Source organism: Achromobacter sp. 1L-A-4-B-C2, assembly GCF_057291955.1.
The window spans coordinates 643,727-662,770 of record NZ_JBXAWP010000004.1; the positions used below are offsets into that span (position 1 = coordinate 643,727).

The 19,044-nt window shown below is 63.7% G+C and carries 23 protein-coding genes; 13 read left to right on the forward strand and 10 right to left on the reverse strand.

Annotated elements, in window-relative coordinates; all coding sequences use genetic code 11:
* The first annotated feature begins 54 nt into the window (after positions 1-54).
* The 4 genes from AC0Z35_RS21475 (at position 55) to AC0Z35_RS21490 (ending at position 2,594) form a co-directional block, all read left to right on the forward strand.
* Complete coding sequence (locus AC0Z35_RS21475; protein ID WP_046804050.1) at positions 55-462, forward strand: ASCH domain-containing protein; 408 nt, start codon at positions 55-57, stop codon at positions 460-462.
* A gap of 91 nt (positions 463-553) precedes the next feature.
* Positions 554-1,429 carry a leucine-rich repeat domain-containing protein gene (locus AC0Z35_RS21480; RefSeq protein ID WP_485132667.1) on the forward strand — a complete coding sequence of 292 codons (876 nt, stop codon included), beginning with the start codon at positions 554-556 and terminating at the stop codon, positions 1,427-1,429.
* Positions 1,430-1,478: 49 nt separating this feature from the next.
* On the forward strand, positions 1,479-1,931 hold the full coding sequence (locus AC0Z35_RS21485) for a hypothetical protein (protein WP_485132668.1): 453 nt from the start codon (positions 1,479-1,481) through the stop codon (positions 1,929-1,931).
* A 6-nt stretch (positions 1,932-1,937) separates the two neighbouring features.
* Complete coding sequence (locus tag AC0Z35_RS21490) at positions 1,938-2,594, forward strand: hypothetical protein (RefSeq protein ID WP_104144660.1); 657 nt, start codon at positions 1,938-1,940, stop codon at positions 2,592-2,594.
* Between the two features lie 9 nt (positions 2,595-2,603).
* Here AC0Z35_RS21490 and AC0Z35_RS21495 read toward each other — a convergent pair whose 3' ends face one another.
* From AC0Z35_RS21495 to AC0Z35_RS21510, 4 genes are all read right to left on the reverse strand, one after another.
* Positions 2,604-3,134 (reverse strand): hypothetical protein, encoded by a 531-nt coding sequence (locus tag AC0Z35_RS21495; protein WP_485132669.1) that lies wholly within the window; start codon positions 3,132-3,134, stop codon positions 2,604-2,606.
* Positions 3,135-3,289: 155 nt separating this feature from the next.
* Positions 3,290-4,279, reverse strand: a complete 990-nt coding sequence (locus AC0Z35_RS21500) for an NAD(P)H-quinone oxidoreductase (protein WP_120153362.1) — start codon at positions 4,277-4,279, stop codon at positions 3,290-3,292.
* Positions 4,276-4,626, reverse strand: coding sequence for a carboxymuconolactone decarboxylase family protein (locus tag AC0Z35_RS21505; protein WP_314355875.1), 351 nt, complete (start codon positions 4,624-4,626; stop codon positions 4,276-4,278). The genes AC0Z35_RS21500 and AC0Z35_RS21505 overlap by 4 nt, the downstream gene beginning before the upstream one ends.
* 13 nt (positions 4,627-4,639) lie before the next feature.
* A complete protein-coding gene (locus tag AC0Z35_RS21510) occupies positions 4,640-6,076 on the reverse strand; it encodes an NAD-dependent succinate-semialdehyde dehydrogenase (protein ID WP_485132670.1) in 1,437 nt (478 codons plus the stop codon).
* Between the two features lie 155 nt (positions 6,077-6,231).
* Between AC0Z35_RS21510 and AC0Z35_RS21515 the strand changes: the two genes are divergently transcribed.
* Positions 6,232-7,176: a LysR family transcriptional regulator gene (locus AC0Z35_RS21515; RefSeq protein WP_485132721.1), complete on the forward strand. Its 945-nt coding sequence runs from the start codon at positions 6,232-6,234 to the stop codon at positions 7,174-7,176.
* A gap of 27 nt (positions 7,177-7,203) precedes the next feature.
* On the opposite strand, the gene AC0Z35_RS21520 is transcribed toward AC0Z35_RS21515, so the two are convergent.
* The 3 genes from AC0Z35_RS21520 to AC0Z35_RS21530 all read right to left on the reverse strand — a co-directional run bounded on the left by AC0Z35_RS21520 (position 7,204) and on the right by AC0Z35_RS21530 (position 9,309).
* Positions 7,204-7,821, reverse strand: a complete 618-nt coding sequence (locus AC0Z35_RS21520; RefSeq protein ID WP_314355879.1) for a methyltransferase domain-containing protein — start codon at positions 7,819-7,821, stop codon at positions 7,204-7,206.
* Positions 7,822-7,945: 124 nt separating this feature from the next.
* Positions 7,946-8,428, reverse strand: coding sequence for a cupin domain-containing protein (locus tag AC0Z35_RS21525; protein ID WP_485132671.1), 483 nt, complete (start codon positions 8,426-8,428; stop codon positions 7,946-7,948).
* 50 nt (positions 8,429-8,478) lie between these two features.
* Positions 8,479-9,309, reverse strand: coding sequence for an oxidoreductase (locus tag AC0Z35_RS21530; protein WP_485132672.1), 831 nt, complete (start codon positions 9,307-9,309; stop codon positions 8,479-8,481).
* A gap of 93 nt (positions 9,310-9,402) precedes the next feature.
* Between AC0Z35_RS21530 and AC0Z35_RS21535 the strand changes: the two genes are divergently transcribed.
* Entirely contained in the window at positions 9,403-10,374 is a 972-nt protein-coding gene (locus AC0Z35_RS21535; protein WP_485132722.1) for an AraC family transcriptional regulator, read from the forward strand.
* A 61-nt stretch (positions 10,375-10,435) separates the two neighbouring features.
* On the opposite strand, the gene AC0Z35_RS21540 is transcribed toward AC0Z35_RS21535, so the two are convergent.
* The 3 genes from AC0Z35_RS21540 to AC0Z35_RS21550 all read right to left on the reverse strand — a co-directional run bounded on the left by AC0Z35_RS21540 (position 10,436) and on the right by AC0Z35_RS21550 (position 12,896).
* Positions 10,436-11,026, reverse strand: coding sequence for a mobile mystery protein B (locus AC0Z35_RS21540; RefSeq protein ID WP_219991500.1), 591 nt, complete (start codon positions 11,024-11,026; stop codon positions 10,436-10,438).
* Positions 11,017-11,478, reverse strand: a complete 462-nt coding sequence (locus AC0Z35_RS21545; RefSeq protein WP_082134412.1) for a mobile mystery protein A — start codon at positions 11,476-11,478, stop codon at positions 11,017-11,019. The genes AC0Z35_RS21540 and AC0Z35_RS21545 overlap by 10 nt, the downstream gene beginning before the upstream one ends.
* A 224-nt stretch (positions 11,479-11,702) precedes the next feature.
* Complete coding sequence (locus tag AC0Z35_RS21550; protein WP_120153350.1) at positions 11,703-12,896, reverse strand: acetylornithine transaminase; 1,194 nt, start codon at positions 12,894-12,896, stop codon at positions 11,703-11,705.
* Between the two features lie 215 nt (positions 12,897-13,111).
* Here AC0Z35_RS21550 and AC0Z35_RS21555 point away from each other — a divergent pair, with 215 nt between their 5' ends.
* The 7 genes from AC0Z35_RS21555 (at position 13,112) to AC0Z35_RS21585 (ending at position 19,039) form a co-directional block, all read left to right on the forward strand.
* Positions 13,112-14,077 (forward strand): Bug family tripartite tricarboxylate transporter substrate binding protein, encoded by a 966-nt coding sequence (locus AC0Z35_RS21555; RefSeq protein ID WP_485132673.1) that lies wholly within the window; start codon positions 13,112-13,114, stop codon positions 14,075-14,077.
* 183 nt (positions 14,078-14,260) lie between these two features.
* Positions 14,261-15,034 (forward strand): SDR family oxidoreductase, encoded by a 774-nt coding sequence (locus AC0Z35_RS21560; RefSeq protein ID WP_319306350.1) that lies wholly within the window; start codon positions 14,261-14,263, stop codon positions 15,032-15,034.
* A 21-nt stretch (positions 15,035-15,055) separates the two neighbouring features.
* The gene (locus tag AC0Z35_RS21565; RefSeq protein ID WP_485132674.1) at positions 15,056-15,958 is read left to right on the forward strand and encodes a LysR family transcriptional regulator; all 903 of its coding nucleotides are present in this window, start codon (positions 15,056-15,058) and stop codon (positions 15,956-15,958) included.
* 240 nt (positions 15,959-16,198) lie between these two features.
* Positions 16,199-16,981 carry a transporter substrate-binding domain-containing protein gene (locus AC0Z35_RS21570; RefSeq protein ID WP_219991496.1) on the forward strand — a complete coding sequence of 261 codons (783 nt, stop codon included), beginning with the start codon at positions 16,199-16,201 and terminating at the stop codon, positions 16,979-16,981.
* A gap of 18 nt (positions 16,982-16,999) precedes the next feature.
* Positions 17,000-17,668, forward strand: coding sequence for an amino acid ABC transporter permease (locus AC0Z35_RS21575; RefSeq protein WP_046803981.1), 669 nt, complete (start codon positions 17,000-17,002; stop codon positions 17,666-17,668).
* Positions 17,665-18,321: an amino acid ABC transporter permease gene (locus AC0Z35_RS21580; protein WP_046803982.1), complete on the forward strand. Its 657-nt coding sequence runs from the start codon at positions 17,665-17,667 to the stop codon at positions 18,319-18,321. The genes AC0Z35_RS21575 and AC0Z35_RS21580 overlap by 4 nt, the downstream gene beginning before the upstream one ends.
* Entirely contained in the window at positions 18,302-19,039 is a 738-nt protein-coding gene (locus tag AC0Z35_RS21585; RefSeq protein ID WP_046803983.1) for an amino acid ABC transporter ATP-binding protein, read from the forward strand. The genes AC0Z35_RS21580 and AC0Z35_RS21585 overlap by 20 nt, the downstream gene beginning before the upstream one ends.
* Positions 19,040-19,044 lie beyond the last annotated feature (5 nt).

The following is a 19,044-nucleotide window of genomic DNA, read 5'->3' on the forward strand; positions in this document are numbered from 1 at the left end:
GGACCGCACAACGTCCATCCCCGACCCGAATCAGGTGCAGCACCCATGCCAACCATGAAACCACCCGCCCCCTTCGAAGACGCCGTGACGTTTCAATTCGGCGATTCGCCGGAACTTGCCGACGCCTTGCTGGCCCTTGTGCTGGCCGGAACCAAGACCGCCACTTGCGGCGCGCTGCACCACTTCGGCGACGAAGAGCCCGTACCCCAAGCGGGCCGGCGCGATGTCGTGCTGGACGGCCAGGGCCGCCCCGCCTGCGTCATCGAGACGACCGGCGTATTGATCCAGCGCTTTGACCAGGTCGACGAAGCGTTCGCCGTCGCCGAAGGCGAAGGCCCGTACCCGGTCTGGCGCGACGAACACATTGCCTACTTCGAACGCAATGGCGGTTACTCGCCGGACATGATGCTGGTGTGTGAGCGCTTCCGCGTCGTTCACGTTTTTGACAGGTCGGCCCCATAAGGTCCAAAGAGCCCGGGCCGCGCTACACATGGGTGATCGCGGTCTTGATCCGCGTCGTAAACTGGCGATCCAAATTCCTTTGGAAAACCGCATGTCGCCCATCCCGTTTTCGACGCCCCTGCCCGGCCGGGATCAGACTTGGCGCTTCATGCATAGCCGCCAGTCCGCGCACTTTCCCGGCGACGATGCGCGCCTCGTGTTCTACGATGCGCCACCGGACGAGGCCACGCTGGCCCAGATCACAGACGTGCACCTGTGGGCGCCGCACGAAGATCCCCTGCAAGTCCTGCCCGAGCTCATCGCCCGGCTGCCCTCGCTGGTCCATTTGTCGATTGGACCGGGCGTCATCCTTCCCAGTGTCGTAAAGGGGCTGCGCGCCGATATGCTGCCCGCCAGCCTGCGCCACTTGTCCATGCATCCCCAATCGGGCACCTATACCTGGCAGGCGGGTCCGATGCCCCGCCTGGAATCCCTGACCGTCGGCGCAACGCTGCGCATGGACCCACAGGACTTCCCCGCGTTGATATCGCTATCGGCCATTCCCGATCGGCGCGGCGCGTTAGTGGATAGCGCGTTGCAGCTGGCGTTGAAAGAACTGAACCTGTGGAACGTGCCGTTCGATTCGTCGCTGTTCAATCGCCTGGCGCCGCTGCCGCTGGTCGCGCTTGGCCTGTTGGGTGGGCGGACCCTGACAACGCTATCCGGCATTGAACAGCTGCCCGGCCTGCGTTCGCTGCGTCTGAAGAACCTACCCTTGCTGGATACGATCGGCTCGATTGCGACCCTTGCCGAGTTGGAATTTCTGAACATCCAGTACTGCGCGCGCATTGCGGATATCAGCGTGCTGGCAACGTTGCGACGTTTGCAGGAACTGACCTTGGTTGGCTGCGGCAATGTGGGTCTGGGCCAGCTGGAACACACGTTGCGCGCTTCGTTGCGGCGCGCGAATATCGCTGCCACACGGTAACCACGGTGCCACTTCATGGCACTTCAAGGCGTTTCAGGAGATCAAGGATATGCACTGCAATCGCAAGGCGTGGGCAAGCTGGCAGCGATCGGGCCGCCTGGCATTGACGTTGGGTATTGCCGCATTGCTGGGCGCTTGTTCTATGTCCTCCGGCATGTGCGACGCATTCGGTCCCAGCAAAAGCGCGTCGATCGCGGTGCCGCAAAACGCATCGGTTGATGCGGTGTTCGCCTGCATCGATCAGGCAAGCGTCTCCAACAAAGACCATGGTTCGCTGTTCGACAGCGGCTACGCCATCCGCGACACGCAATCCGGCGTGCTGGAGTCAAAAAATTACAGCACGCCCAACACCGGCGGCTTCCGTCTGCGGGCCGAGGTCTCAAAGCAGACGTCTACCTTGAAGCTGTCTTTGCGTGGCGCGGGCGCTTATTGCACGGACCTGGGCGTGGACAAGGAAATGGCCCGGCTCGCGTCGGACATCAGCAGCTGCCTTCAGCGGTAATTCCCAATGACCGTTCAACGTACGCTTGTGCTGCTTGCCGCGCTGACGCTGCCGCCCCTTGTGGGCGCGCAAGCCCCGTCCAGCGTTGCCGCCTGGACGCCGCCAGGCCCGACGGCATGCGCCTTTTCAGGGTGGACCACCAACCAGAAGCCCGAAATTCTGGTGCGCGCCGAGGCGTCCGCCACGTCCGACGTGCTGGGCAGCCTGCCCACTACGCTGGGCGATGGCCCCGATCCGGATATCGATTACTACAGCGTCACGTTCGATGTCACCGAGGCGCGCGACGGCTGGCTCAAGATCAAGAATGCCAGCGACGACATGACGGGTGGCGACGTCAGCCAGCCCCGGCCTGTGTATCGCGGCGAAGGCTGGATCGAAGCGGCGGATGCGCAAGTCGGCATCCAGTCGGCGCGGGGTTACGCGCGCCCGGACATCGCCACCGAACGGCTGCTGGACCTGGGCCACGACTGGCTGACCGAGCGCGCCACGCTGCAAGGCATCGTGGCATGCGAAGGCGACTGGCTGCTGCTTGATTACGAGATGCGCAACAACGAGAAATTCGAACGCCTTGCCCCGAAGGATCGTGCGCGAGGGCGCGCGTGGTTTCGGGGCCTCTGCGCGTCCGCCGAGACGACCTGCGATATGCGTTCGGTGGATGAATGAACCACCCGGCTACAGCGACTCCAGCTGCTTGGGGTCGAACGCCCATTGATGCGTCCTGTTGTCCGCACACTGAATGACCGTCTTGCTGCGCTTCTGCGGCCCGATATCTTTCAGCTTGATTTCCGCATTGCAGACGGGGCAGCTCCCACCCATCGTGGTGAGGTAGACCCGCCCCGACTTATCGGCTTCGAAGTTGAACAAGCCGGCAAGCCGTACAAACCGCTTCTTCATCAAACCATGGCCGATCAGAAACGCAATCGCGCTGGGCACAACAAACCAGAACCACCACACGCCCCACTTGAAAGCCACTTCGCCAATGGTGACGGCCAGCCCCGCCGCGCCGAACGCGGTAAGCCATCCCCGCTGTAGCGAACGGCCCGCCAGCGCGAGGGGTATGACGTCCATGCGCACGAGCTGCGGCCGATCCCAGCCGCCCTCCTTGGAGAGCGGTTCTTTATACGCCGGAGCGGCCGGCTCCTTTTCCACATCGAAGCCACCCAGCGGCGGCGGCGCCTGTTTGGCGTCGGACAAGCCGGACAAGGTTTTGCTGCACTCGTCGCAAAGCCGGCCACGACCGCGATGCGCCGCCCCACAAGTTTGACAATGCACGCGCGCTCTCTCGTGAATGATGACGACGGGCAAAAGGATACAACTGATTGGCGCCCCAGGCACCCGCGCGCGCCGCCCTGGTTCCCCTACGCCCCCATCGTCAAAATGATCTTCCCCACGTTCTGGGACGATTCCATTCGGCGGTGCGCGTCCGATGCGCGTTCAAGCGTATAGGTGCTGTCGACGACGGGAACCAGCCCGGCGCCGCTGGAAAAGCGGTCCAGCCAATGCTCGCGAAAGCGCTGCACCATTGCGTGTTTTTCGGCTTGTGGACGCGATTTCATGACGGTGCCAAAAATTTGCAGATGGCGATAGAGGATGTCTTCAAGCGCGATGTTGACCTGGCCGCCGCCGCCCAGGATACCCACCTGAACCAGCCGCCCGCCGTTGGCCAGCGACGCGATGTTGCGTGCGAAGTTGGGCGCGCCGATGAAGTCGATGACTACGTCCACGCCCCGCTTGGACGTGTGTTCGGCCACGACCCGCGCGTAGTCCTGCGTGCGATAGTCGATGACGCAATCGGCGCCCAGTTGCTGGACCTGTGCCAGCTTGCTGGCCTCGGCCGTGGCGTACACGGTGGCGCCCGTCGCTCTGGCAAGCTGCACCGCCGCGGAACCCACGCCGCCGGCCGCCGCGTGGATCAGTACGGAATCTCCGGCACGCAAGCGCCCAAGGTGCAGCATGGCTTCGTGCGCGGTGACGAACACTTCGGGGATCGCGGCGGCATGGACGTAATCCAGCGCGTCGGGAACGGGCAAGGCCATGCGCCAGTCCAAGCGCGCAACTTCCGCGTAGGCGCCGCCGCCCACCACACCCATCACGCGGTCGCCCACCTTGAATCCACGCACGGCGCTTCCTGCTTGCAGCACTACGCCGGCGATCTCCAGGCCCATGATGGTGGAATCGCCAAAATTCGGGCGGCCGTAGCCACCCCGGCGGTGCGTCAGGTCGGCGCGGTTCACGCCAGCGGCATGCACGCGGACGATAAGGTCGTCCGGGCGCATTTCGGGCGGGGGAACATCGGCCACTTCAAGCACGTCGGCCTCGCCAAACTGTTCAAAAATAATCGCTTTCATTGCTTGTCCTTCGCGCCGCTTTCGGGTGTTGCGGCAAGTGTGTGTTGGGCAATCGCCGATGCGGTAATTGCTGCGGGAAAGCCGACGTAGAACGCCAGGTGCGTGATCGCCGCCGCCAGTTCTTCACGCGTCACACCGTTGCCGACGGCGCGACGCAAATGGGCAGGCAGTTCGTCCGTGTGGCCAGCGGCAATCAGCGCGGCCACGGTGACCAGGCTGCGGTCTCGGAGCGCCAGCGCGGGGTCGCCCCACACGTCGGGGTAAAGCGTGTTGTCGACGAAGGCCGACAGCGTGGGCGTGAAGGCGCGCGCGGCCTCACGCGGCTGGCTGAAATCGATGTTGGACATGTGCTTTCCCTGTTCAAGCCTGACTGATGAACTTGTGCGTGAGGTAGTACTCGATACCTTCAACGCCGCCTTCCGAACCGTGTCCGCTTTCCTTCATGCCCCCGAACGGCAGCTCGGTCGCGACGATGCGATATTGGTTGATGCCGATCATGCCGGCTTCCAGCCCATCGGCCACGTCGATCGCCGTGCGCGCATCGCGGGTGAATGCATAGGCGGACAAGCCGTAGGGCAGGCGGTTGGCTTCCTGCAAACCGTCCGCAAGCTCATCAAAGGCCATCAGCACCGCGATGGGGCCAAAGGGCTCTTCGTGCATGATCCTGGCTTGCATCGGTACATCGGCCAGCACTGTCGGTTCGAAGAAATAGCCTTCCCCTTCGATGGCGTTGCCGCCAGTCAGCACCGTGGCCCCGCACGCCACCGCATCCGCGATCAAGGCCTGCATCTTCTCAAGTTGGCGCGGGTTCGCCAGCGGGCCGACCTGGGTGGCAGGATCAAGCCCGTTGCCCACTTTCAGGGCGCGCGTGGCCTTGACGAAATGTTCGCGGAATTCGTCATAGACACCGCGCTGCACCAGAAAGCGTGTCGACGAAATGCAGACCTGGCCCGTGCCACGAAACCGGTTGGCGGCGCCTTCGACCGCGGCGCGTGCGACGTCGGCATCGTTGAACACCAGAACCGGCCCGTGCCCGCCCAGCTCCAGCGTGATGGGCTTCACCCCTTCGGCGGCGCGTGCCGACAACAACCTGCCGATCGGCACCGACCCGGTGAACGTCACCTTGCGGATCACCGGAGACGCAATCAACTGCCGCGAGACGTCGTCGGGCACGCCAAAGACCACTTGCAGCACGCCTTTGGGCAGGCCGGCATCGTCCAGGGCACGTGCCAGTGCCAGCGCGGTGGCGGGGCTTTCTTCGCCCGGCTTGATGATGACGCTGCACCCGGCGGCAAGCGCGGCGGCCAGCTTGCGTGCCGGCGTGATGGCCGGAAAGTTCCAGGGCGTGAAAGCGGCCACCGGCCCGATTGCTTGCCGCTTGACCAGCTGCTGCACACCGGGGCGGTTGGCGGGCACCACGCGGCCGTCTATGCGTTTGGCTTCCTCGGCAAACCAGTCGAAGTAATCGGCCGCGCGCAACACTTCATCGCGGCTTTCAACCAGCGGCTTGCCTTCTTCAAGCGTCATCAGCGTGGCAATGTGCTCGGCCCGCTCGCGCATCAATTCCGCACCGCGCTTGAGCACCCGGGCACGCTCGTTGGGAAACGCGGTGCGCCATGCGTTGAACGCCTGCTGCGTCACGTCAAGCGCGCGCTCCAGGTCGGCGGGCGTCGCAAGCGGCACGCGGCCCAGTTCCTGGCGCGTGGCCGGGTTGATGACGGCCGCGGTGTCGCGGTCGCCAGCGCCTATCCATTCGCCGTTGATGAAGAGGTAGAGCGGATCATAGTTGCCGTTCATGGCTGCAAACTCCGATAAGATTGTTCGTTTCCTGCCGGGCCAGGACCTGACCATGGAACGAAGTCTAGGCGCGAGACGGGCGCGAATTTAGCCCCCGGCGAAGGAATGACTTTCTCTGCCAGAGGAAAAGTCGCCCCCCCCACAATGGACCCATGATGGACAAGCTTTACAACATGTCGGTGTTTGCGAAGGTGGTCGAAATGGGCAGCTTCACTGCCGTCGCCAACCACCTTTCCACCACGGTCGGCAACATTTCACGCGCGGTCACGACGCTGGAAGAAGGGCTGAACGCCCGGCTGATCCAGCGATCCACCCGCCGCCTGGTTGTGACCGACGTGGGGCATCGGTTCTATGACCGCTGTGTGGCGATCCTGGGCGATGTCGAACGGGCGGAAGCCGAAGCAGGCCATGCAACGATCTCGCCACGTGGCGTCTTGCGCGTTCACGCGGTGCCTGGCCTGGGTCGCACTCTGGTCACCCGCGCGGCGATGGCTTACAGACAGGAATACCCCGATGTTTCCGTTGACCTGCTGCTTTCGCAGCGCATGCCGAACCTGCTGGAAGAGCAGCTTGACGTCGGGATCGTGATCGCGCGCGCCTTGCCCGACTCCGCCTACGTCAGCCAGAAAATCGGCGTCAGCCACTGCATCCTGGCCGCATCGCCCGCCTACCTGAAGCAGCATCCGCCCGTGCAAACCGCCGAAGACCTTGCCCGGCATGACTGCGTGCTGCTCAGCACCGTGGACTACGCCCCGGACGAATGGCATCTGGAAAGCGCGGACGGCACGTTCACCCACTGCCCGCCCGGCGCGCATTTCGGCGTGAACGATATGGACGCCATGGCGACGGCCCTGCGCGATGGCGCGGGCATCGGCCTGCTTGCCGGCTTCTCGGCAATCGAGGATCTGCGCCGGGGCACGCTGGTGCGGGTGCTGCCCGGCTATTACACGAACCAGCGCAACGTGTATGCGCTGTACCCATCACGACAATTCGTGGATGCAAAGATCAAGTTGTTCGTGGACGCGTTGAAGCTGCACGTGGGCGCGCAGCTGGCGGGGTATGCGGCGGAACTGGGGATTGTGGCGCAAGAGGCGGGGTAGCGAATGGCGCCGCGGGAGGGTTATGGCTCAGGACTCGGCAGCGTCCCGTTGCGCCAGCCATACCGTCGCGCCACCGCAAGCCGGATCCTTTTCCATGTGCTGCTTCACGGAAAACCCATTGGCGTTGAGCAGTTGCCGGTACTCATTGGGGTCCAAACTGCCGTGATAAAGCGGCTTGGTTTCGAACTGGCCAATGGCTTCTCCCAGCGACGTCCCGCTGGTGAACATCAACACCGCCCCGGGCGCCGCCAGACGACGAAAAGTGCTGAACATGGGACGCTGGTCCTCGGGGCTCAGATGGAAGAAGCTATGCCAGGCGATCAAGCCGTGAAAGCTCTGGGTGAACGGCAACCGCCGCATATCAGCGGCGATCCATCGATGGTCAGGGAAAGTGGATTGCGCCCGCGATAACAAGGGCAACGACGTATCGATGCCCGTCACCAAGCACCCGTTTTCGATCAAATGACGCGCGATTGGGACACCGTTGCCGCAACCGATGTCGAGCACTTGCGCATTCTGGACGGGCATCAAAGACAAAAACTTCGTCAACCAGCCGAGTTCGACAAGCCCCGTCCCGCGCAGCGCTTCAAACGCTGCTGCGTGGTCTTGATAGATGGCGATAACGTTATCGGCGGGTGAGGGCATCTTCTTTGGTCGAAATAGCATTCAGGAGGCGCAATCGGACTTGAACTTCTTTTCCGGATTGTTCAACGTCAAAAATCGCGGTCTGAAACTTGAAAGCACTCGCTCTCGTGCCAGTACCACGCACTCAGTCCGGCTTCCCGTCATGGCCGCCCAGCGGCCTGGTGGGCCAGTCTACCCAGCGGTTCACGCGGGTACGTTCGTACGCTTCGTTAAGCGGGAAGCGCACAAGGTTGTCGGCGCGTGTCGGTTCGCCGACCACCATCAACCTGACTTCGTCCTGCGTGTTGTCGATGAAGGTATGACAGATGCCGGTGCCAGCGGGAAACGCAACGCAGTCCCCTTCGGCGATGGCATGCAACACGCCGTCGATCCAGACATCGGGCTTGCCTTGAAGCACGAATACGAATTCCTGCTCGGTGCTTTCGGCGTGCGGATATGACGTGCGTCGACCGGGCAGCAGCCTCACGTGATGAATGCCGACGCGCGTGATGCCAAGTGCCGTGGAAAGCGGCGCGTCCAGCCCCATGGGTTCGGTATCGCCCTGGTAGGAATGCGCGTCGGGCGCTTCAAGTTCGGTCCAGTGCTTGATGAATTCCGGTCGGCTCATCGGCGGTTCTCCTGGTTGTTCCTATGAAGGCATGTCTTGATTACAGCGTATCAGGCATCCGTCGACACCGTAGTCGCCTCCCACGCTCGAAACTCGTCATCCAACGCGGCAAGCTTGGCTCGCACCAGCATCAGCGCATCGCTGCCCAGCAATAGATGCGCCGGAGGATTGTCGGCCTCGATCGCGGCAAGCATCGCGCGGGCAGCCTTGACCGGGTCGCCAAGCTGCTTGCCGCTTTTCTCTTCACGCGCCTGCCGGATCGGGTCGAAGATGACATCGTAGTCCGGGATGGAACGTGGGGTTCTTGTCATTGAGCGGCCGGCCCAGTCGGTTCGGAAAGAGCCGGGCGCGACCGCGGTGACGGCAATGCCCAAGGGCTTGACCTCTTTGCCCAGGCTTTCCGAAATGCCTTCCAGCGCGAATTTGCTGCCGCAGTAGTAGGCGATTCCCGGCATCGTTATGTGTCCGCCCATCGACGTGATATTCAGGATATGACCGCGTCGTCGCGCGCGCAGGTAGGGCAGCACTGCCTTCATCATGGCGACGGCGCCGAACACGTTCACGTCGAACTGCCTGCGCATCTCCGATAGCGGCGACTCTTCCAGTACGCCCTCGTGCCCATACCCGGCGTTGTTGACCAGGACGTCGATAGGTCCCACGCTGGTTTCGATTTCCGATACGACGTCGTCAATGCGGTCGAACTGGGTGACGTCCAGCACGCGCCCATAGGCCGCATCGGACAGCGATTCGAAATCGCGCTTCGCGTCTGCGCTTCTTACCGTGCCCACCACCGTGTGACCGGCGGCCAGCGCTTCTTGCGCCAGCGCGCGGCCGAATCCGCTGCTGACTCCGGAGATCAGGAATATCTTGTTCAACGCCATGTTGCGTCTCCAAAATGCAAAGAGGAGACTGCATACTATTCTTGCCATAGACGACTTATCAGCCCGAATTTGCTGAATTTCTTGCATAAAGCTATGAGCCTAAACGCCGCCTTGACTCAATGTTCGGCCACGCATTCCGATACGCCCAAGCGCACGGTCGCGCTACTGCGCGCCTTGGCGCCCGCCGAAGGCTATAACCTGACCGCGCTGCCCAGCGTGCGCATCCTGCGTTCCGACCGAGCGCTTTCACGCACCCCCGTTTTGTATGACCCCGGCATTGTGATCGTGTGCCAAGGGCGCAAGCGGGGGTACTTTGGCGGGCAGATGTATCAGTACGACGAGGATCACTATCTTGCCGTCTCGGTGCCGGTTCCTTTCAGCATGGAAACCGATGCAACACCGGAACGCCCATTGCTGGCGCTTTATCTGCACCTTGATTTCACGGTGGCTGCCGAGCTGGCCGCGCAGATCGGCAACGCAGGCACGGGCGATGGGGCGGAGGTGCCCAAGAGCATGATGTCGACTCGGATGGACCACAGGATGCACACCTGCGTTCTGCGCTTTCTTGAAGCCATGCACCAGCCAATCGAAGCCGCCGTGCTGGGACCGGGCCTGCTGCGCGAACTGTATTTCCGCGTGTTGACCGGGCCACAAGGCGGGGCGATGCGCGAGGCACTGGCGATGCGAGGGCAGTTTGGCAGGATAGGGATGTCGCTACGGCATATTCATGCCGCGTACGCCGAACCGCTTGATGTGACGCAGCTTGCGCAGAAGGCGGGCATGAGCGTTCCCAGCTTCCACAGCCATTTCAAGGCGGTCACGCAAGTGTCCCCGATGCAGTACGTGAAATCGACGCGGCTCCATCAGGCAAGGCTGTTAATGGTGCGCCAGGACTTGACCGCTGAAGCGGCGGGCCACGCCGTAGGCTACACAAGCACATCGCAATTCAGCCGAGAGTTCAAGCGGCTTTTCGGCTTGACGCCGGCGGCCGAGGCGAGACGCATGCGCGAAAGCTTCGCGATTCCTGCGTCGTTTGCCGACGCCACCTATGTGTCGTCGCACTGAGGTCGGGGGCTACCGCTTGTCCGGGGTGCCGCGATAGACAGGCCCGCTGGGCAAGGCGCTTTTAGCTGCGAACAAACGCAAGCAGCAAGTGATATTCGCCCTGGTCCGCGGCGCGTAGCGCGTTGAGATAGCGAGTCCGAGCGTTGGAGGCGTTCACAAGATTTCCCGCGCCCCCCCAGGAAAACTGCGCTTGCCCCAGGCTACGTAGAAGAGCGTCAGCCATCATTCGGGAATGCCGCCCGTTGCCGTTTGGGAATGGGTGAATCCAGACCAGGTCGCGGTGAAAGCGGGCAGCGATTTCGTCGGGTGGATAGGCGCCACGCTCGATTCCCCAACGGGTGTTGGCAAGCAGTTGCGATAGACGTGTGCTGACCTGCGTCCAGTCACAACCGATATTCTTGTCTGACCGCCGGAAGGTCCCTGCCCAGCTCCACGTCTGGTCAAACATTTTGGAATGGAGCGTTCGGCAGAATCCTTCGCTTAGAACATCTGGCGAGCGAACCCTTTTCAACCAGCGCACCGCACGCAACAGGTTTTCCTGCTCCCAATCATTCAAGTCGCCCTTGGTGCTCAGGTGCTCGGGGATGAGGCCCGCCCGTTCATCGGGGTCCAGTGGTGTCTGGCCGTCTTGATAGTCAAGATCTAGCGCCATAGCTCGGACCATCGGCCCCGTAGCAGTTCATCGATTCTGCGCTCTACTTGTTTACGGAGTCGGTCCTCTGTTGGGCGCTGGTCTTCGAGGCCCATGGTGTGCGCAACGCCTCCGACCTCTTCCAGCGCGACAGCGCGGGCGCGCTCTTGAACCCTATCCGTGAGCGGCTTGCGAGGCACCAAGGCATAAACAAGTTCGCAATCAAGTCCGTCCGCCAGCTTGCGCAGTTGCCTGAGCGAGATGCGTTCGTCCGCTTCCGCTTGTTCTGATTTATGAAGCGTGGGTGCCGAAATTCCCAAGCGTTCGGCTTGCTGCCGCTGAGTCAAGCCAAGTGACTCCCGGATCAGCTTCAACCAACCGCTAGCAGGCGGTTTTCGCCCCAGCAGGTTTGCGTAAGCAGAGAGCGCGGCCTGCAGTTGTTCCAAGCGAAGTTGGTTGAGTTCGGGGGACATTTTCTAGCCTGTACGCGGTCATAAGTTAGGAAAATATTAGCCTATAGCGCAGCAAAACGGCAGATTTTATTAGCCTATAGTGCAACAGACTTTGCGCGGTTGCTGCACTATAGGCTAATGATGAAGGGTGCGGTCCCCGTCCCCCGCGCCCCCTAACGCCTGTCCGCGCAAGAAAAAGGGCCGCGAATCCGCGGCCCTTGCTCACTCTTGCCAGCCTGAATCAATCAAGCCTTGCGCACCTGCCCGATCAGCGCGTCCAGTTGCGTCAGCATCAGGTCGATTTCTTCGGCCGTGACGTTCAGCGCGGGCATGAAGCGCAGCAGGTTGGGGCGCGGGGCGTTCAGCAGCAGGCCTTGCGGGTTCTGGTTGCGGGCGGCTTCGACGATGGCGGGGCCGTCGTCGCGGTCCATGATCAGGGCGCGCAGCAGGCCTTGGCCGCGTTCGCCCTTCATGCCGTACTTGGCCGACAGGGCCAGCAGGCCTTCGGACAGTTGCTTGGCGCGCGCGTTGACGGCGTCCATGAAGCCCGGGGCGGCCAGGGCGTCGAACACGGCCACGCCCACGGCGGTGGTCAGCGGGTTGCCGTTATACGTACCGCCCTGGTCGCCGTGCGAGAACACGCAGGCGTCCTGGCGGGCCAGCAGCGCGGCCAGCGGCACGCCGCCGCCGATGCCCTTGGCCAGCGTCATGATGTCCGGCGTGACGTCGGAATGCTGGTAGGCGAACATTTTGCCGGTGCGGCCCATGCCGGTCTGGACTTCGTCCACGATCAGCAGCAACTGGTTCTCGTCGGCCAGCTTGCGCAGGCCTTGCATGAACTCCTTGGTGGCGGGGATGACGCCGCCTTCGCCTTGCACCGGCTCCAGCATGATGGCGACGGTCTTGTCGTCGATCAGCTTCTTCACGGATTCCAGGTCGTTCAATTCCGCCTTGGGGAAGCCTTCGACTTGCGGGGCGAACATCTTGTCCCAGCCCGGCTTGCCCGATGCGGACATCGTGGCCAGCGTGCGGCCGTGGAAGCCGTGGTTCATCGTGATGATCTTGTAGGCGCCGTTCTTCTTGACCTGGCCCCACTTGCGCGCCAGCTTGATGGCGCCTTCGTTGGCTTCGCCGCCGCTGTTGGCGAAGAAGACGCGGTCAAAGCAGGACGCGCCGGTCAGGCGTTGGGCCAGCTCGATCGAGGGAATGTTGTAGAACGCCGGCGACGGGTTCATCAGCTTTTGCGACTGTTCGACCAGCGCGCGCTGCATTTCCGGAGCCGAATGGCCCAGCGTGTTCACCGCCCAGCCCTGCACGAAGTCCAGGTATCGCTTGCCCGCATGATCCTCCAGCCAGGAGCCCTTGCCGCTGACGAACACGAGGTCCGGGCGGGAAGTGATGTCCATGAGGGTGTTGACGTTGAACTGGCTGAATTCCATGGCGGTTCCTGCGGGGTAAGGACAGCGGTGAAGGAAAAACTTCGCGGGCTAAGCGCGAAAAGGCAAATGTAGCACCGACAGAGGGATGCTATCGTGACGCACCCCCCGCCGAATCGCCCCGGGCCGCCTCACAAGGGCCGCCGTTCGGGCGCTCTATTTTATGAGAAGTGGCGCGCCCCTCGCGCGCAGCCCTTGTCGCTTTTTACTGACCAATCATGAAACGTATTCTTTCCAGTCTTGCCGCCGGCCTGGCGCTGGCGGCGGCCGGCGCGCCGGTGCACGCCGAATATCCCGAACGCGCCATCCGCCTGATCGTGCCGTTCCCGCCCGGGCAGGCCACCGACATCTTTGCCCGCGCGCTGGCTGAAAAGCTGGGCGCCGCCGTCAAGCAGCCCATCGTGGTGGAAAACCGCGCCGGCGCGGGCAGCAATATCGGCATGGAACAAGCCATGCGCGCCCCGGCCGATGGCTACACGCTGGTCATCGCGGGTAGCGCCGCCGCCGTCAACCAGACGCTGTACAAGACCATCAACTACAGCCTGACCAAGGATTTCGCGCCGGTGTCGGGCGTGTTCTCGGTGCCGCTGATGTTCCTGGCCACGCCGGCCTCGGGCATCACGTCCCTGAAGCAGCTGGTGACGCAGGCGCGCGCCAATCCGGGTGAACTGGCTTACGCCAGCGCCGGCATCGGCGGCACGCAGCATCTGTCGGCCGAGATGTTCAAGGCGGCGGCCAACATCGATATCCGCCACATTCCGTACAAGGGCAGTGGCCCGGCGCAGGCGGATTTCCTGGGGCACCAGGTGCCGCTGATGGTGGATTCCGTGACCGCGGGCCTGCCGCACGTGCAGAGCAAAAAAGCCGTGGCGCTGGCCGTGACCACCGCCAAGCGCCTGCCGCATTTGCCGGACGTGCCGACGGTGGCCGAATCGGGTTATCCGGGTTTCGAGGCCATCGGCTGGGCCGCCGTGCTGGCCCCGCGCGATACGCCGGCCGACGTCACCACTTACCTGAGCCGTCAGATCGGCGTGGCGCTGAATACGCCGGAGATGCAGAAGTTCCTGCGTGACCGGGGCGCCGAACCGATGCCGCTCAGCCCCGAGGCCACGGGCAAGTTCATTGCCAGCGAAGTGGACAAGTGGGGCCGCGCGGTCAAGCAGTCCGGCGCGCAGGTGGACTAAGCGTTCCTCCTTCCGCCAAAGCCGTCCCTGTTTTGCACGGGACGGCTTTTTTATGGACGCCACCTTGCCCAATGCCGCCGCTTTGGGCGGTTTTTCTGGATAGTGCATCTTGCCGCAGCCGGTTTATCGGTGGGAGGAGCTTGCCTAAGCTCGAAACTCCATCGATTCATGAAGGGGTTTTCCATGGCAGACCATTCCATCAAGGGCAAAGTCGTGCTGATTGCCGGCGGCGCAAAGAACCTGGGCGGCTTGATTGCGCGCGATCTGGCCGCGCACGGCGCCCGCGCCATCGCGATCCACTACAACAGCGCGGCGTCCAAGGCAGCGGCGGACGCGACGGTAGCCGCCGTCGAAGCGGCCGGCGCCCAAGCCGTGGCCTTGCAAGCCGACCTGACAACCGCGGGCGCTGTCGAAAAGCTGTTTGCCGATGCGGTGGCCGCCGTGGGCAAACCGGATATTGCGATCAACACCGTCGGCAAGGTGCTGAAAAAGCCCTTCACCGAAATCAGCGAGGCCGAGTACGACGAGATGACGGCGGTCAATTCCAAGACGGCCTTTTTCTTCCTGCGCGAAGCGGGCCGGCACGTCAACGACAACGGCAAGGTCTGCACGCTGGTGACGTCGCTGCTGGGCGCGTTCACGCCGTTCTATGCCGCGTACGCCGGCACCAAGGCGCCGGTCGAGCATTACACCCGCGCCGCGTCCAAGGAGTTCGGCGCGCGCGGGATCTCGGTCACGGCGGTGGGCCCCGGCCCCATGGACACGCCGTTCTTCTACCCGGCCGAAGGCGAGGACGCGGTGGCATATCACAAGACCGCGGCCGCGCTGTCGCCGTTCAGCAAGACGGGCTTGACCGACATTGAAGACGTCGTGCCCTTCATTCGCCACCTGGTCAGCGACGGCTGGTGGATCACGGGCCAGACTATTTTGATCAACGGCGGCTACACCACCAAGTAAGTAGCCGCTAATCTGTCGGGCATGGACCGATTCGACCAGTACCGCGTATTCGCCCAAGTCGCCGAGATGGGCAGCTTCATCAAGGCCGCCAACGCGCTGAACGCACCTCGCGCGTCGGTGTCCGCGGCCATCCAGCAACTGGAGGCCCAACTTGGCGTACGCCTGCTGCACCGCACGACGCGGCAGGTGCGGCTGACGGCCGACGGCGAACAATTGCTGGCGCGCGTGCAGCCGCTGCTGGCGGACGTGGAAGACATCGACCAGTTGTTCCATGCCAGCCAGTTGCAGGCCTCGGGCAGATTAAGCATCGACGTGCCCAGCCGGGTGGCGCGCCGCCTGATCGCGCCCGCGCTGCCCAGCCTGCTTCGCCGCCATCCCCGCCTGGTGTTGGCGTTGACCTCGACCGACCGCGCCATCGACCTGGTGCAGGAAGGCGTGGATTGCGCTGTACGGATCGGAGGGCTGGCCGATAGCAGCCTGGTGGTGCGGCCGCTGGGTCGAATTGCCCTGATCAATTGCGCCAGCCCCGGCTACCTGCGCGAACACGGCGAGCCGCGCCAGCCCGCCGACCTGTCGGAAGGGCACTGGACGGTAGGCTATGCCTCCCCGAAGACGCGCCGCGAGCTGCCTTGGGAATTTCATGCCGACGACGGGCACATCGCGCAACCGCGCAGCCGCGTGATCGTGGACAACGCCGAAAACTACATCGCCTGCTGTCTGGCGGGGATGGGCCTGATCCAGATACCGCGCTTTGACGTGCAGCATCTGCTGGATGCCGGCGAGCTGGTGGAAGTGATGCCGGCGTTTCGCGCAGCGCCGATGCCGGTGTCGCTGATCTACCCGCATCGACGCCAGCGCACGCGGCGCCTGACCGTGTTCCAGGATTGGTTTGAATCGTTGATGCGGCCCCATCTGGAGGCCTGAAACCCGCCCATGCCGCCCATGCCACGCTTGCCGCGCGAGCCAAAGCGGTGCGAAACGCGCTCGCCGCCGGCGCACCCGCCGCACCAAAACGGGGCGGCGCGCGGCGGCCGAGCAACGCATCCACAGCGCCACCGCGCGCCATGCGCAATGGCACGGAACTTGCTTTTCCAGCTTTGTATACCGAATCGGTGTGCAACGCGTCGACCCGTCCCGGGCGATGCGCGCCCTGGAGAGTTCCTCATGAACCGTAGAACCCTGTTGTTGTCCCTTTGCACCGCCGCCAGCCTGCTGGCCGCGCCGCTGACGCACGCCGACACGTTGGATGACATCGTCAAAGCCGGCACCATCAAGATCGCCGTGCCGCAGGACTTCCCGCCGTTCGGCTCGGTGGGCGCCGACATGAAGCCGCTGGGCTATGACATCGATACGGCCGCGCTGATCGCCAAGCAATTGGGCGTGAAGCTGGAACTGGTGCCCGTCACCAGCGCCAACCGGGTGCCTTACTTGCAGACCCGCAAGGTGGACCTGGTGATCTCCAGCCTGGGCAAGAATGCGGAACGCGAAAAAGCCATCGACTTTTCCGACGCCTACGCGCCGTTCTTCAATGGCGTGTTCGGCCCGGCGGACCTGAAGGTGTCGTCGGCGGCCGACCTGGCCGGCAAGACCATCGGCGTCACGCGTGGCGCGGTGGAAGACATCGAGCTGTCGAAGATCGCACCGGCCTCGGCCACCCTGAAGCGCTATGAAGACAACAACGGCACCATCACCGCCTTCCTGTCGGGCCAGGTGCCGATGATCGCCACGGGCAACGTGGTGGCCGCCGCCATCCTGGCGCGCAACCCGGCCAAGAAGCCCGAGACGAAATTCCTGATCAAGAATTCGCCGTGCTACATCGGCATGAACAAGGACGAGCCCAAGCTGCGCGCCAAGGTCAACGACATTCTGGCCGCCGCCAAGCGTGACGGCTCGTTGTCGGCGATATCGCAGAAGTGGCTGGGGGCCGAGCTGCCCAAGGACCTGTAAGTTCCGACGGCGGCCACCATGGCTTACCAATACGACTTCGCGTCGGTATTCGACTACACGCCGGTGCTGTTGAAAGGCATCGGCGTGACGGTGGAACTGATCGCCTTCGGCGCGGTGGCGGGCGTGGCGCTGGGCATCGCCTGCGCCTGGGTCCGCACGCAGGGGCCGCGCGGGCTGCGCGCGCCCGTGGCCGCCTATGTCGAGGTGATACGCAACACGCCGTTCCTGATCCAGCTGTTCTTCGTGTTCTTCGGCCTGCCATCGCTGGGCGTGCAGCTGGGCGAGATGCAGGCGGCGTGCCTGGCGATGGCGCTGAACCTGGGCGCCTACAGCGCCGAGATCATCCGCGCGGGCATCGACGCCACGCCCAAAGGGCAGTACGAGGCGGGCGCCAGCCTGGCGATGACGCGCTTTCAGGTGTTCCGGCACGTGGTGCTGAAACCGGCCTTGAAACGCATCTGGCCGGCGCTGTCGTCGCAGATCGTGATTGTGATGCTGGGCTCGGCAGTGTGCTCGCAGATTGCGGCCGAAGACCTGACCTTTGCCGCCAACTTCATCCAGTCGCGCAATTTCCGCGCGTTTGAGGTGTACCTGGTCACCACCGGCATCTACCTGGTGCTGGCCATTGTCCTGCGCCAGTTGCTGCGCCTGGCGGGCTGGCGACTGTTTCGCAAGGCGGCGCGATGATTGAATTTTCAATGTGGGACATCGTCCGCAACCTGCTGCTGGCCGCGCGCTGGACGGTGGTGCTGTCGCTGGTGGCGTTCGTGGGCGGCGCGCTGATGGGCATGCTGGCGCTGATGATGCGCACGTCGCGCGTGGCGCTGATGCGCCGCGCCAGCTGGGCGTATATCGAACTGTTCCAGGGCACGCCGCTGTTGATGCAGCTGTTCCTGGCGTTCTTCGGGCTGTCGCTGCTGGGGCTGGAAGTGCCGCCCTGGCTGGCGGCCGGCGCGGCGCTGACGCTGTGGTCCGGCGCGTTCCTGGCCGAGATCTGGCGTGGCTGCGTGGAAGCCATTCCAAAAGGCCAGTGGGAAGCGTCCGCCAGCCTGGCGCTGGGCTACGTGCAGCAGATGCGCTACGTGGTGCTGCCGCAGGCGCTGCGCATCGCCATTGCGCCCACCGTCGGCTTCGCCGTGCAGATCGTCAAGAGCACGGCGCTGACCTCCATCATCGGGTTCACCGAGCTGTCCAAGGCCAGCACGGTGATCACCAACGCCACGTTCAGTCCCTTCACCGTCTATGCCTGCGCCGCGCTGATCTACTTCGCGCTGTGCTGGCCCCTGTCGCGCCTTAGCCTCCGGCTGGAAAGGAAGTTGCATGCCCCTCATCGCCCTTGAAGACGTCCGCAAGAAATTCGGCGACAACGAAGTCCTGAAGGGGGTGACGCTGCGCGTTGAACCCGGCGAGGTCATCGCCATCATCGGCAAGAGCGGCTCGGGCAAGAGCACGCTGCTGCGCTGCGTGAACGGGTTGGAGCAGATTGACGGCGGCGCGATCATGGTGGCCGACGCGCAGTTGGGCGACGACGAGCTGCGGCTGCGCGCGCTGCGGCTCAAGGTTGGCATGATCTTCCAGCAGTTCAACCTGTTTCCGCACCTGACGGTGGGGCGCAACGTGATGCTGTCGCCCATGGTGGCCAAGCGCATGCCGGAAGCGGACGCGGCCGACATGGCGCGCGCCATGCTGACGCGCGTGGGGCTGGCGCACAAGTTCGATGCGTGGCCCGAGGAACTGTCCGGCGGTCAGCAACAGCGCGTGGCGATTGCGCGCGCGTTGGCGATGCAGCCGCTGGCGCTGCTGTGCGACGAAATCACATCGGCGCTGGACCCGGAGCTGGTCAATGAAGTGCTGGCGGTGGTGCGCGAACTGGCGGCCGACGGCATGACGCTGCTGATGGTCACGCACGAGATGCGCTTTGCGCGCGAGGTCTGCGACCGCGTCGTCTTCATGCACCAGGGCCGCGTGCATGAGATCGGGCCGCCCGAGGAGTTGTTCGCATCGCCCGCCACCCCCGAACTGCGGCAATTCCTGGGGATGACGAACCTGGCGATGTGACGGGA